The 13,437-nt window shown below is 44.9% G+C and carries 16 protein-coding genes; 2 read left to right on the top strand and 14 right to left on the bottom strand.

Features of this window, described 5'->3' with window-relative positions; genetic code table 11:
• Window positions 1–120: 120 nt before the first annotated feature.
• The 13 genes from CWO08_RS06545 to CWO08_RS06605 all read right to left on the bottom strand — a co-directional run bounded on the left by CWO08_RS06545 (window position 121) and on the right by CWO08_RS06605 (window position 10,948).
• Complete coding sequence (locus tag CWO08_RS06545; protein WP_102432130.1) at window positions 121–663, bottom strand: DUF3833 domain-containing protein; 543 nt, start codon at window positions 661–663, stop codon at window positions 121–123.
• Window positions 660–1,235, bottom strand: coding sequence for a chalcone isomerase family protein (locus tag CWO08_RS06550; protein ID WP_102432129.1), 576 nt, complete (start codon window positions 1,233–1,235; stop codon window positions 660–662). Before CWO08_RS06550 ends, CWO08_RS06545 begins: the two co-directional genes overlap by 4 nt.
• 3 nt (window positions 1,236–1,238) lie before the next feature.
• On the bottom strand, window positions 1,239–1,760 hold the full coding sequence (locus CWO08_RS06555) for a DUF2878 domain-containing protein (RefSeq protein ID WP_048663953.1): 522 nt from the start codon (window positions 1,758–1,760) through the stop codon (window positions 1,239–1,241).
• Complete coding sequence (locus tag CWO08_RS06560; RefSeq protein ID WP_061015859.1) at window positions 1,738–3,018, bottom strand: cyclopropane-fatty-acyl-phospholipid synthase family protein; 1,281 nt, start codon at window positions 3,016–3,018, stop codon at window positions 1,738–1,740. The genes CWO08_RS06555 and CWO08_RS06560 overlap by 23 nt, the downstream gene beginning before the upstream one ends.
• Before the next feature lie 105 nt (window positions 3,019–3,123).
• Window positions 3,124–3,930 carry a DUF1365 domain-containing protein gene (locus CWO08_RS06565; RefSeq protein WP_102432128.1) on the bottom strand — a complete coding sequence of 269 codons (807 nt, stop codon included), beginning with the start codon at window positions 3,928–3,930 and terminating at the stop codon, window positions 3,124–3,126.
• Window positions 3,927–5,198 carry an NAD(P)/FAD-dependent oxidoreductase gene (locus tag CWO08_RS06570; RefSeq protein WP_102480348.1) on the bottom strand — a complete coding sequence of 424 codons (1,272 nt, stop codon included), beginning with the start codon at window positions 5,196–5,198 and terminating at the stop codon, window positions 3,927–3,929. Before CWO08_RS06570 ends, CWO08_RS06565 begins: the two co-directional genes overlap by 4 nt.
• Window positions 5,199–5,200: 2 nt before the next feature.
• Complete coding sequence (locus CWO08_RS06575; RefSeq protein ID WP_048660594.1) at window positions 5,201–5,932, bottom strand: SDR family NAD(P)-dependent oxidoreductase; 732 nt, start codon at window positions 5,930–5,932, stop codon at window positions 5,201–5,203.
• Window positions 5,932–6,363: a nuclear transport factor 2 family protein gene (locus CWO08_RS06580; RefSeq protein ID WP_048660595.1), complete on the bottom strand. Its 432-nt coding sequence runs from the start codon at window positions 6,361–6,363 to the stop codon at window positions 5,932–5,934. Before CWO08_RS06580 ends, CWO08_RS06575 begins: the two co-directional genes overlap by 1 nt.
• Before the next feature lie 14 nt (window positions 6,364–6,377).
• On the bottom strand, window positions 6,378–7,808 hold the full coding sequence (gene phrB / locus CWO08_RS06585) for a deoxyribodipyrimidine photo-lyase (protein WP_108020136.1): 1,431 nt from the start codon (window positions 7,806–7,808) through the stop codon (window positions 6,378–6,380).
• Complete coding sequence (locus CWO08_RS06590) at window positions 7,805–8,752, bottom strand: DUF523 and DUF1722 domain-containing protein (protein WP_102432125.1); 948 nt, start codon at window positions 8,750–8,752, stop codon at window positions 7,805–7,807. The genes phrB and CWO08_RS06590 overlap by 4 nt, the downstream gene beginning before the upstream one ends.
• 144 nt (window positions 8,753–8,896) lie before the next feature.
• Entirely contained in the window at window positions 8,897–9,577 is a 681-nt protein-coding gene (locus CWO08_RS06595; protein WP_048663946.1) for a ChrR family anti-sigma-E factor, read from the bottom strand.
• The gene (locus CWO08_RS06600) at window positions 9,570–10,217 is read right to left on the bottom strand and encodes a sigma-70 family RNA polymerase sigma factor (protein ID WP_102480359.1); all 648 of its coding nucleotides are present in this window, start codon (window positions 10,215–10,217) and stop codon (window positions 9,570–9,572) included. Before CWO08_RS06600 ends, CWO08_RS06595 begins: the two co-directional genes overlap by 8 nt.
• A 110-nt stretch (window positions 10,218–10,327) precedes the next feature.
• Entirely contained in the window at window positions 10,328–10,948 is a 621-nt protein-coding gene (locus tag CWO08_RS06605; RefSeq protein WP_102432123.1) for an LON peptidase substrate-binding domain-containing protein, read from the bottom strand.
• Window positions 10,949–11,200: 252 nt separating this feature from the next.
• On the opposite strand from CWO08_RS06605, the gene CWO08_RS06610 reads away from it, so the two are divergent.
• A complete protein-coding gene (locus tag CWO08_RS06610) occupies window positions 11,201–11,587 on the top strand; it encodes a tautomerase family protein (protein ID WP_017070218.1) in 387 nt (128 codons plus the stop codon).
• Window positions 11,588–11,691: 104 nt separating this feature from the next.
• Here the strand turns inward: CWO08_RS06610 and CWO08_RS06615 are convergent, their stop codons facing one another.
• Window positions 11,692–12,489 carry a DUF4344 domain-containing metallopeptidase gene (locus CWO08_RS06615; protein ID WP_108020137.1) on the bottom strand — a complete coding sequence of 266 codons (798 nt, stop codon included), beginning with the start codon at window positions 12,487–12,489 and terminating at the stop codon, window positions 11,692–11,694.
• Window positions 12,490–12,815: 326 nt separating this feature from the next.
• Here CWO08_RS06615 and CWO08_RS06620 point away from each other — a divergent pair, with 326 nt between their 5' ends.
• Window positions 12,816–13,172, top strand: coding sequence for a YibL family ribosome-associated protein (locus CWO08_RS06620; protein ID WP_017060971.1), 357 nt, complete (start codon window positions 12,816–12,818; stop codon window positions 13,170–13,172).
• The last annotated feature ends 265 nt before the right edge of the window (window positions 13,173–13,437 follow it).

The following is a 13,437-nucleotide window of genomic DNA, read 5'->3' on the forward strand; positions in this document are numbered from 1 at the left end:
TAGCACAGAGGCTTGAGCTTGCAGGTATGCAATTCGCGGGAACAAACAAAACAGCCCACAATTTTCATTGTGGGCTGCGTGCAGAAGTGGCGAAGGCCAGAATCCGAAATGACAATTATATCAAATCTTCTCTATGTATAAGATGACCTCTCCGACTTTAAAGCCGAACTTGGACATCTCAGTTTTGTTGAACAAGCGTTTGTCGTCCATCAAGAACATCCAGTCATCTAGCACCACTTCATAGGTGCTGCCGTCTACTTCAATCTCTAAGTCGTATTTCCAATATAGAGCAGAACCTTGAGTCTCCCCATAAGCGGTTCCAACGACATCGTTGGCAGTCCCAGAGTAGGTGTTTTCGCCAGTTTTCATCAGGTTCCAAACGCGGGTTGATCGCTCGCCATCAGCAAAAGAGAACCACTCTTTTATCTCTCCGTTGTCACCGTCCCAAGTCGCGACCAGTTTGGCATCGAAGCGTCGCAGTAGGTTACCAGAGCGGTCGAGCACCATGCCGTAGGCCATTAGCTTGCCATTAAAAAAGGTTTCAAGCTTTAGCTCTGGCGTAGTGTCGACATGGTCCTCTAAACTTGCAGAACCACAACCTGCCAGCCAAGTGAGTGAAAAAAGTGCCAGAGCGAATTTTATTATTGTTGTTTTTGGATTCATTTGTTTAAACCTAAAAGTTGTTTACGTAGGCCGGGTTCGGATGTGTTCTCAGATAACCAAATCGCCAGAAATGCTTCGCCAAATTGTTTGTCTTGGATTACTCCGATAGGTTGCTCATCAAAGTAGAAGCGGCTGACATTATCTTCAGCGACACGTATGGTGAGAGTGCTTCCTGCTTCTACGTTCGGCCACATCGCGTATAACGGCTTCAACCAACGCTGAATACTGTTATTTGAGTAACCAAGCTTGTTCCATTGATCTTCGGTTGCATCGACTAAGTCTTTGCTGTCGATAGCGCGGTAATACTCGAGTTTCAGTGCGCGTTCTGAGTTGGTTGGTGTGGCATAAAATTCAGCAGAGTAGAGTGTCCAAAATAGGTAACTCATTTCGCCTTGGCCACGTTTATTTAAGTCATCGACCGCAGAGGCTTTAGTGTTTCCGGAAAATAACAGCGCAGCAAAAATTAACGAGAGAGTGATAAAGCTTAGAAGTGTGTTTTTTGCTTGCTGATGAGCGCGAACAATATCGCTCTCAGGTTTGAACGTTTGTGTCGGTTTGCGTGGATAAGCCATAAGTCACCTCGATATTGCCATTTTAGGTTGTACTAAGTTGGAGTAGGCGGCCACCAGTAAGGGCAACAAAATCCCCCAACTTATTGCAAGGGCAGCAACTACCGATGCATCTGGCCAAGTAGTCAGGAGGGCGCCTGCTTTGATGCCTCCCCAATAACTACTAGTACCTGCTACGAACCCTATGACAAACAAGATCACTTTTGAGCATTTTAAAAGCCAATTTAGGCTGTGGTTAAAACTGATTAAGAACATGATCCATAGGCAAACAAGCCACACTGGAAACCACGATTGATTAGCAATTGCAGAGTCGACGGCAAACACGCCGAAGTGAAAGAAGAGGCTATCAAGTAATAGCCCTAATGGTAATAAGATGAGTATCTTAAGATCGCTACTGCGAGTCGGTGATAGGAGGAAATGAACCACTACAATCAGTGGTGTGACGAACGGGGCTTGCGCGGTAAAGAAGGCACTGCAAACCCAGGTCGCTTGAAACAGTACGAGATTAATAATCCAAAACCGTTTCATCTTTTGCTCCAAAGTAACGAGGTTTTCTTGCGACTAAATGGTGAGTACTGATCACTCGCTCTTTGAATGCACCTTCACAGTAACAGAAGTAGAAGATCCATAAGCGCTTAAACTCTTCTGAATAGCCGAGAGACTCTAGTTCTTCCCAACTATTTTCAAAGGCGATGTTCCAGTCGTTAAGCGTTCGAGCATAGTGCAGACCAATGTCGTCGATTTCTTGAACCACAAGATCTGTACTAGTCGCAAGGTGTTGGGTCATCACTGAAACCGAAGGTAAACAGCCGCCGGGGAATATGTACTTCTGAATAAAGTCAACGCCCTTACGGTATTTATCGTAACGGCTGTCAGCAATCGTAATTGCTTGAATCAGCATCTTGCCTGAGGGCTTAAGTAGCGACGAACATTTTTCAAAGAAGGTTTGTAGATATTCATGGCCGACCGCTTCTATCATCTCGATAGAGACCAACTTGTCATACTCTCCTGTAAGGTTGCGATAATCCTCTTTAAGCAGGGTGATTTTGTCGGTTAAACCAAGTGCTTTGACTCTCTGTTCTGCAAGTGCGTGTTGGGCATCTGAGATTGTGGTGGTAGTGACATGACAACCGTAGTGTTGCGCCATGAAGATGGCTAAGCCACCCCAGCCAGTGCCTATCTCAACCACGCTATCCTTCTCAGACAACTCTAATCGCTCACAAATGGTTTTCATTTTGTTCTGTTGAGCTTTGGATAGGGTTTGTGCATCTTCGCTGTAGATAGCGGCAGAGTACTGCATCGAGCTATCTAAGAAGCGCTCATACAGCTCGTTGCCAATATCGTAGTGGGCGAGAATGTTGCGCTTGGAGCCTTGTTCGGTGTTGGCATTCTTACGACGCAGCAAGAGGTTTTTGATGCGAGAAATCCACTGTGTCTTGTCATCAAGTTCATCCAATTGGGCTTGGTTACGAGCCATGATTTGAATCACACGCGTCAGATTTGGACTGGTCCATTTGCCATCGATATAGGCTTCAGATGCCCCAATGCTGCCGTTGATAACGACATCTCTAAAAAAGGTCGCATCATGAATCACGATTCGACCTTTCAGTTCGGCTTCTCGATCACCAAATACTGAATGCTGGTCGCGCTCAATGATCTCAAGCGTCGCGAATTGTAGGCTTTCTAAAACCTTGAAAATTAAAGCTCGATATTTACAGTTGCTTGAAACAGCAACGGCTTTAGCTTGTTGTTCAATATTGTTGTTTTGTTTGGCAAGCTGTTCCATGTAAACCTCGCTGATAACTCATTCTAATATTTTGTGCCAACTAAGCTGAGTTTTGCTCCTTGATTGGAGCGAACCTAAGCTAGAATTGATTTCTGTTTTAAGCGCTTAAGATGTTGAGTCTGGATGCGCCACAAACGGTACTTTTTTCAGGAATAATTTGAGAGCCTGATAATAAATTCCCATCACGACTTTTATGGTCATAGCCGGAATCTTGAATACCGTTCGTCTAATGTTTGTCTTGGTTACTGACTGTTTGGTCAGGGCCAGTGTCGCATCGAAAAGCTTGTTGTCTCGGCGGCTTTCGATGTGAACTAACGTGCGTTTCGCTGGTGGCTTAATCTTCCAAAAATAAGTCATGTTCAAATCCATGAACGGCGAAACGTGAAACTCTTTTTTTACCTTCAACTCTTGGTGCATGTCGATCAGATAGTAGTGTCTTTCTCGCCAAGGCGTGTTACTCACTTCTGCCAACATGTATTTACAATCTCCAGTTTCGTCATAGCAGAAGAAACAGTTGATTGGGCTGAAATAGATGCCTAAACAACGGCACTGAGCCAGCATCGTCACACGGTTTGAATCAGACCAAACCCCACCAAGTTGTTGCACTTTGGAAGCTATACGTTGCTTAAGTGATTTTGGTTCATACGTAGTGACATTTTCTTTTTTTTCAGCGAGATAATCCGATTCTACAAAGCGAATCGGGTTATACCATCGAGTGCCGAACAGCGCACTGCGCGATGTGGTTTGGGGCAGTTCGTCAAGATCGAGCCCCATCATATACAGCTGATAGCTGAACTCATGTGTGATGTTGCCAAAGCGACGATGTCTGACGTTACCCCAATAGATACCGCTAAGTTCTTCACTTTTTTCGGATGCGATCCCCATCTCGGGTGTCAAGGTTTGGCTGCTCATTGCGCTGAACTCGTACTCAAATCCAAACCGAAGCGTTTGGTCACATCGAGTGCACTGTGGACACCGTCTTCATGGAACCCGTTATACCAATAAGCACCAGCAAAGTGAGTCTGGTTTTTGCCACAAATCTGCTCTCGTTTGTGCTGAGCTTCGACCGTGTTCGAATTAAGTACCGGGTGATGATAAACAAAGCTGCGAATGATTTTCTCTGGGTTGATGCTTTCGCTTTGATTCAAGGTGACACAGAAGGTGTCTTGGCTTTCGATGCCTTGCAGGATGTTCATGTTGTAAGTCACACAGGCTGGTCGTTTACTGTCGCCATCTAACATGTAGTTCCAACTTGCCCAAGCCAGCTTTCTGTCTGGTAATAAGCGTGTATCGGTGTGCAGAACCACTTCATTGCGGCTGTAAGGGATCTCGCCCAGTACCTGTTGCTCTTGTTCTGTCGCATCACCAAGCAGACGTAAGGCTTGGTCTGAGTGACAGGCAAAGATTACTTCGTCGAAGTTTTGCGTGCTGCCATCTTCAAATTCAACAGTGACGCCCGGTTCTTGGCGAGTGACTTGTTTAATCGATGTATTCAGTGCAACAGGCTTACTCAAGCGTGAAAGGATAATTTCAACGTAAGAGCGTGAACCTTTTGGAATCACATACCACTGAGGGCGGTTCGCGATATCGAGCAATCCGTGGTTGTAGAAAAACTGAATAAAGAATTTCAGCTCAAACTCTTCCATTTCCTCTAAGCTTGTCGACCAAATAGCCGCGCCCATCGGCAGAATGTAGTGCTGACTGAAAAAATCTGAAAATTGATTATCGCGTAGGAAACTGCCAAGGGTAACGTCTGGTGTGAATTCATTACTTTCAAACTGAGCCTTACACAGTTTGTTGAACTTGAGAATGTCAGACACTAAAGACCAGAACTGAGGTTTGAAGATGTTACTCCTTTGTGCGAATAACGAGTTAATGCTATGGCCGTTGTACTCAAACTTAGTAGTGGTGTTGTGGACGCTGAAGCTCATCTCTGTAGGTTGCCTTTCGACACCGAGTTGTTCCAGGAGCTGATTGAAATTCGGGTAGGTTCGATCGTTGAATACGATGAAACCTGTATCTATCGAAAACGCCGAGCCTTGATGTTCAATATCAACGGTCGCGGTGTGACCCCCAACATAATCGTTCTTTTCGAATACCGTTACGTCGTGGTGCTTATCTAATATGTGCGCGCAAGTGAGTCCAGAGATGCCTGAACCAATAATGGCGATTTTCTTCATTGTTATACCATCCTTGAAGCGAGTTTTTGCCAAACTGGAGTTGGAAGCATTCTTAGTAGCTTCATCAACATGATGAATCGTCTTGGGAAATCGATTTCACTCTTTCCTTGAGCGATACCATTTACGATTCTTTGAGTTGCGGCCTCACTACTAATAATCATAGGCATAGCGAACGTATTTCGCTCGGTTAATGGCGTTTCAACAAAGCCAGGGTGCACAATTGAGACATGAATGTTGTGCGTTGCCAGATCAACCGAAAGTGTTCTGCCTAAGTAGGTGAGGGCTGCCTTTGAAGCGCCATAAGCCTCGGCTCTAGGTAAAGGTAAAAAGCTGGCGCTGGAGCTGACTATAACCAAACGGCCGCCGGGCTTGATGTTTTTTAACCAGGCTTTAAGGGCGTAGCCAATTGAAATTAGGTTTATGTTGATGACGCGCTCGAAAAGTTCGGCATCAAAATTCAATGGGTCGTCGATGTATTCACAATCACCCGCATTTAGAATCAGCAGATCGAGCGGCTTGTCTTGGTCGAGTTCTGGGAAGTTGTGGTAATCGGTCAGATCGAAACAGAGCGGTGAAATGGATGAATGTGCGATGTCTGTATCGTGAGAATCAACTAAGGCCTGCAGTTTGTCTGGGTTGCGGCCACAAGCAATCACCTGATGCCCTTGCTGAGCGTAATCTTTAGCGAGGGATTGGCCGATACCTGAGGTCGCGCCTGTAATCATAATACGCATTATCGGCTCGCTCTCTTTTTGATGGATTTAATCGCGCAACCCAGTACTGGAATGTGTTCATACAACATAGAACCGACGTCGAGGTAGTCTCTGTGGTAAATCACCTGACCGTCGAACATCTTGAGGTGGCTGTGTCCTTGTACTTCGATCGGCTTTTGCCCATTTAGTTGCTTGTGAGCAAATTGCATCGTCCAGTAAACCGAAGCTTCATCGTTCACTTCGAAAGTGTGTTCAATGTGGAAGTAACAGCTCGTCACTTGGGTGTAGAGGTTCTCGAAGTAGTGAGTAAGCGCAGAAATACCGCTGACATGGTGCAGCGGATCTTGGAATTCAATATCAGGGTGATAAACCGTCTTCAGCACGTCGAAATTGTCTGTTCCGAGTTCTCGATACATGTTGAGAAAGTTATCAAGCCATAGAGAGTTATCCATAATATTCACTCTAATTATTTGAAGAAGGCTAAGGCTCTCAATCGTGCTTGTTTGTGCTCAACGATGGGTTGCCAGTATTCGCTGTCTATCCCGTTTTTAGCGATAAAGTCATGTGGAAAATGTACATGCTTATCAGGGATGTTTTGCAGCTCTGGTATGTACTTACGAATAAAAATTCCTTTTGGATCAAACTTTTCACTCTGGGTGATTGGATTGAAAATTCGAAAGTAAGGTTGAGCATCGCAGCCAGTACTTGAAGCCCACTGCCAGCCACCGTTGTTGGCGCTAAAGTCACCGTCGATAAGGTGCGACATAAAGAAACGCTCGCCCCAGCGCCAGTCAATAAGCAGGTGCTTGGTTAGGAAGCTTGCCACCACCATTCTTAGCCTGTTGTGCATCCAGCCCGTTTCAACCAGTTGACGCATGGCTGCATCAACCAATGGATATCCGGTTTTTCCTTCGCACCATGCTTTGAAGCTAGGGTGATCTTGATACCAGTCTAATCCATTGTATTTTTGCTGAAAGTTCGCTCCTTTAATCAGTTTAGGATGGTGGAACATCAAATGCTTATAAAAATCACGCCAAATCAATTCATTAAGCCAAGAAAAGGCCGGCAGCTGAGTATCAAACAACAAATCGGGTTGTTGCTGAATCAATTGAATCGCTAACCAACGTGGGCTCACGGCGCCTATTGCTAAATAAGGCGATAGCCCTGATGTTCCTTTAACTGAGGGAATGTCTCTCAGGCGCGCGTAGTCGTTGACTTTATTGCCTAAGAAATTGGGGATCACGCTGCCCAATACATCTTGGCTTAATGGCCAGCGGCTTGAATCAACACGCGGAAAGTCAAAATCATAGTCAGCGGAGATTCTTGAAGCTTTTAAGTCGTCAGGAAGTTGTGATTGTGGACGCTGTGTTTGTTGAAGCTTAGCGGGCACGATAGGAGCCGGGCTACAGATGATACCTTTCACCTGAACTTCTTTTAACCAAGCGTTCTTAAATGGCGTAAAGACTTTGAACATCTCGCCTTGTTTGTTAAGAACGCTACCTAATGGCAGCATAACGTCACAAGAGCTGATCTGAAGGTTTACCCCATTTGATATCAGTTGCTGGTCACGGGTTTGTTCATCTACCTCAGGTTCTGAATTTGCGTATACGCACTTAGCATCAAGTTGTTCGTATAATTCGATGAGCTGTCGGGCTTGGTCATCAAAATCGCTGGCTTTGAGATGCAGCAATGAAATCCCAAACTCAGCGAGTTGGGATTCGAGCTGTTTTAGGTGACGATAAATGAAATCGGCTTTGATGGGGGCAAGGTGGTGTTGCTGCCATTGCTGTGGTGTTGAAATAAAAACGGCGATAGACACGCCGTTTTCAACTGCCGCGACGAGCGCTGGGTTATCGTGAATCCGCAGGTCTCGTCGTATCCATAGAATGTTGCTCAATATCCGTATCTCAGTTTGAGTTCTTGTGGGTGAGGGTTTAGGTAAACCTGTGACTCTAAGTACTCGTTTGGGTACTCCATTAGGTAGTGGTTGATCAGTGTCAACGGCACTAGTAACGGAATTACGCCCTCTCTGAATGATGCGATCTGGTTGGTCAGCTCTTGTTTGTGAGCGCTACTCAGTTGTTTTTTAAAGTAACCCTGCAAATGATGCAGCGTATTGGCGTGGCTGCCTCGATTCGCGTGATGAGATAACGCCTTCATCAAGCCCTCGATATATTGAGCCGCCAATTCGTCGATGTCTAACTCATTACCCGCTAACAGTTTGCCTAAACTTTTGTATCCCTCAACGTGGTGACACATGACTAAATACTTGTGGGCGCTGTGGAACTGAATCAGCTTGTGTTTGGTCACACCTTCATCCACAAGGTCGAGCCATTTTTGGTAAGTGAATACTCGAGTCATGAAGTTCTCGCGCAAAATAGGGTCGTTAAGTCGCCCGTTTTCTTCAACAGGAAGTAACGGGTTAGCGTCCATGATCTGCTTAGTAAACATGCCAATACCAGTCGACTCAGAACCACGACCGTGGTGGTGGTACACTTTCACTCGCTCCATACCGCAAGTTGGGCTCTTTTGGCAAACAATGAATCCAGCAATGTGCTGATTGTTCTTCGAGTAGTTTTGACCGAACTCGATTAACTCATTGGTCACATCACCAGAACCGTCTGGACGGGAGACGTGAATGATATCGTCTAACATCCGAGTCTGGCGAATAGTTGGGCGAGGCGTTGGCAGACCAACGCCCATCTCTGGACAAACGGGTTCCAGCTCAACGTAGTCTGCTAGGTCGTCTGTGCAGAAGCGAGAACGTTTATGGCCAGTATCGAACCGAACTTTATGACCGGCGACACATGCACTAATGCCTATTTTTATTTTCTTATCCATTGGTCAATTCCTTACGCTCATTGCTCATTATTGTTTTTATATTATGTGGCTTGTTGCTTATTCCAGTTTACTTTAGTCCGGTTGTTACCTTTCCACCTAGCCAACGCTGTGCATCTTGTGATCTACCCGGTAAATCCTTCTTAACTAGTAAATGTATTTACCTAGTGGGTTGAACAGTTGGCTGACACCTTTAGTGAAGTACAAGGCATCACTTGAAACGGTCAAGCACACACAACCCTCTTTGGTCGCAGGTTGATGAGTGTGACTGCCATCTAGCCAGATGAAGTCGCCTTTGTTGTAGACGCCCATTTCGTCTTCGAAACTGCCTTCTAAAAGAAGTGTAATTTCGAAACCTTTGTGGGTGTGGCAAGGCACTTGTCCGTTTTTATCGATATGCAGCAAACTTGTGTGATGTGCTTCGTCATCGAAATCGAGTCTTGCGCGTGAAATTTTGCCTAGGTTCATCCAATCTTTTCTCGCCACCGAGTTCAGAGCGCGAGGAATAGTGAATGTGGTATCTGCAACGGTAACTTGCTCTACCTTTGGCTCAACTTCCACTGACTGAGATAAATCAGCAGTAATCTGCTCAATTGCATCAAAGTCGAAATCCATGTCGTCCATTGAAAAGCCGCCTGACTCTTCGTTCGTGAACGCAGGTTCTTTATCAAAGGCATTGTTCGCCGCCTCAGCGGTAAGCTGCTTAACCTGCTGTTGGCAATGTTCACACAGTTCTACGTGACTAGAAACAATCAATGAAACAGAGTCTGCAAGCGTGCCATCGACAAAATCTTTCAAAATTTCAGCATTTGGGTGATGTTTAATCATGGCTTTGTTCCCCCATGTGAACCTTAAGTTTGGCTAAAGCGAGTCTTAGACGTGATTTCACGGTTCCAAGTGGGACGCCAAGTTGCTGTGCAAGCTGTTCTTGAGAGAGCTCTTGAAAGTAAACACCTTTCACAATGGTTTTCTGAGCCAGAGGCAGCTTCTCTATTTGTGTCATTACGTGTCGACTCATCAAATGATCGCCAAACGGTAATTCATCACTTTGAGATTCCGCAACCATCGCGTCAATAGGCCAGATGTCGTCTGCGATTGTCTGTTCCGCTTTGGCTTTTACTTTGCGTAACATATCAAACGCAGCATTTCGCATGACGGTGTAGACCCAAGTCGTCGCAGCGCCCTTATCTTCATTGTAAAGGTGGGCTTTCTTCCAAACGTTAGTCATGGTGTCTTGAACCAGCTCGTTCGCAGCAGCTTCACCGCCTAACTTGCTGATTCCGAAACGCTTTATCTTGGGAGCAAAGAACTTGAACAAACAGGTAAATGCCTGCTTGTCTCGGACTGTACCAACTAAGATCAACCAGCTTGAAAGCTCTGTTGGAACCTTGGATTCGGTCGTTGTTTTTTTGTCTGGGATAATGACATGCTCCTTGCCTTTCCCTGAACTTCTACTTTCGACTTGCATAGTAAATAACCATCATGCGAATTTGAGTGGCACTACGTGAAAGTTGAAGGCCGGGATCACTTTAATTTAAATTATTTTCCACTATACAAAATTATAGTGAAGAAAAGTGCTTATTGCCCCGTAATGATTTGATTCAAAAAAGGAACTAAAGAAGGAAAGCTAGCGGGCTCGGTGAACTCTGTTTTCTTTTCCAAAGGGATAGGCATCATTTCGAGTAGTCGCGCGCAAATCCATTGCGGGCTTTCGAAATCAGGAGTGGGGTAAAGGGTTCTTATCGAATCGTGGTCGCGAAACAGCTGAACCAAAAACGCTGTAAACACGTTAGGCACGTCGTAATCGTGAACCGGCCAATGGGGCAGTGGTCTGAATTTGCTTTTGATCAAGCCAGCAGTGTCTCTGTGAGAGGAGTGAAGCTGCACTAGCTGCTGGCCTTCCACATCGATTTCCAATATCTGATCATCAGCCATATTAAAGTCTACGATGGATACTTTTGTTCCCCAAGAGCTAAGGCGATCAGCGTTTACGTTGTCTTGAGTAGCAATGATAAAGCCATCGCCCTGCGCTGCGTGTGCGACCATCGCAAGGTATTTGGGCTCGAAAATGCGTAGCCTTTGACGACCTCTTGGTAACAGGAAGATGGGGAGCGGAAACACAGCGACTTCTAGCGAAGACTCTGCGGGTGTTTCTGGTTCGGCGTCTGTCCGTGTGGCCTTACTAGGTGAATTCGGCACATAGTACTCCTTAATTCAAATGTGATTTCAGAAGATATACGCCGGGATAGCGGTGTTCGATCAATTCGCTTCGACTTATGTTTGCAAAGGGATAAGTATTTTGTTGCACCTGTTCATAAATTCATTGTTTTTACCTTTTCTCACACGTGTCATTAGGTAGTATATGTACAAATAGTAAGCGAATGGGTGGTCGCTAGACGATGCTTCTATCTAACGTTCCTCTATACCTAACATCACATCAAAGGAATGGTCATGATTGTTATTTATGGTATCAAAGAGTGCTTAAATCCAATTAAGTTGCAACTATCAAACGTGTTGCAGCAGTGTTTAAACAGTGAAATGGGTTTACCTGATGACAAGCGCGCACATCGGTTTGTGCCATTGGAACGGGATGACTTCTTTTACCCGGAAGGAAGAACAGAAGCCTATACCGTCATTGAAATCAATATGATGGAAGGTCGAGCGGTGAACACCAAGAAACGCCTAATCAAGAAGATATTTTCTGAAATAGAAAAGCAGTTGGCTATCTCTCCGATTGATATTGAAATCACCATCAAAGAACAGCCATCGCACTGCTGGGGATTTCGAGGTATGACAGGCGATGAAGCTCAAGATCTTAAATATAAAGTGAAGGTCTAGGGCTTAAACTCTTAACTCTTAACACATAAGACTTAAGCCAACCTATCGAGTGGCGGCTTTGGAGTTTGATGCCAAAGCCGTTTTATCTCGTTCTTGACACACCTTTAAGTATCGTCACTCTCTTTTAAATACTGATGCCAATTTTCATTGATCACATCAAAATGCTCCACACAGAACTCTTTCCGATCTTTCAAATAGTCATTTTCCACTTCATCGAGCAAGTTCTTATAGGCATCAGGGTCGCTGCCATACACCAAGCATAAAGTAGAGAAGTAACGCTGCAGCTCGAAACTGTGCTCGTCGATGTATTCCCTTAAGTCGTAATATTCTGGGCGGTCTTCTGATTCGAAAGCGAACATGTCTGCTGCGCTGATCGCGGCATCGGCGCCATGTTCCACATAGTTAAGTAATAGGATGGTCGCTAGGTTGTCGACCGCATCTTCCTCTTTGCCCAAGATGGCAATCTTTTGGTCTTCAATATAAGCATGCCCTGCTTCGTGCAGCAGAGTGTGCAGTAAGGTATCGATAGCGCCAGTTTGCGCAGATTTCCCATACTCTTTTTCGTATTGGTTCTTCTCAAAGTAGTTAAGTGATTCAGCGTAAAAGCGGTAAGGGATCAGCACTTGATGGGTTTGTGGGTCGTAGAGCGGCCCGTCTTCTCCGCCATATTGAATGGTTAATGGCTTCTCAAACATGAAGAGTTGGTTTGATAGGTCGACCACTGTGTCATTAACGCCACTGATTTGAATCTCGCGTTTGAGTTGCTCTTCTTCGGCATTTTTCGGCGCAGAGTACTCGACGATTAGGTTATTTTGGGGTGTTTGTTCACTAGATGCATAAGTTGCGGCAAACATTGAAATCAGGGCTAGGCTGTAGGTCAATGTTCTTTTCAATAATGTCATCGGTTATCCTTGTGATTACGTTGCGAATCAGAGTCGTTGCAGGGGTGGATACCCCAAGCTGTGTACCCTGAGTTAGTTACTGCGTTAGAGTATAAGTTTAGACGGAATTTTGATGTATCGAGGACTGCAATTTTTGAGGTAGACGCTATCCTATCAATGAATAATCCGCTCAGAGGCTCGCCACAAAGAATAGGTAGCCTGAATGAACGGTATCGATGTGATTCGTTTCTGTTGGTAATTAACAGATAAATTTCGGTTCAAGTGAACCCTTGTGCTATACTCCGCGCCCCAATCCGAATTGGCTTGTTAAATCTTAGGAAATTATTATGAGTGTTAAAAACGAACTTCAACAAATTAACAACCGTCTAGACAAGTGTCGCCACAAGTTAGATGCTGCTAAAACTCGTAATGATCGTCCTGTTGTTCGTCAATTCGAGGAAGAGATTAAGAAGCTAACTAAGAAAATTGCCCAGCTTAAACACAAAGAAAGCTACGATGTGAACCAAGAGCGTAAGTCTTTGGTTGATATGCCATTTAGCCGTGAGATTACAAAAGCTGAGCAAGCGGATATGGGTAAACTTAAAAAGTCTGTTAAAGGACTCGTAATTGTTCACCCAATGACGAAGATCGGTAAAGAACTTCGCATTGAGGTTATGACTGGTTACGCACCGAAAAAATTCTAATTACCAGCGATGGTAATGAAAGAGGAGCTAGTAATAGCTCCTTTTTGCTTTTTTAGGTCTTAAAAAAGCAGAGTCAGCGGCAAAATTACTCACGCCGCTTTTAACTTTTTGGAGGTGATTGTTGTCACAAATCCTTTTATCTCCTATAAAAGTTAACGAGCTACTAACATGGCACTAAGTGTTCGCAGTAATGTGTTCGCTTCTCGAATCTACAATTTCTCTCCAGTTTGCATAAATATAGGTAGAGCAGCACAGATAATTACAG

The sequence above is a fragment of the Vibrio sp. 10N.286.48.B8 genome (assembly GCF_003050085.1).
GTDB lineage: Bacteria > Pseudomonadota > Gammaproteobacteria > Enterobacterales > Vibrionaceae > Vibrio > Vibrio crassostreae.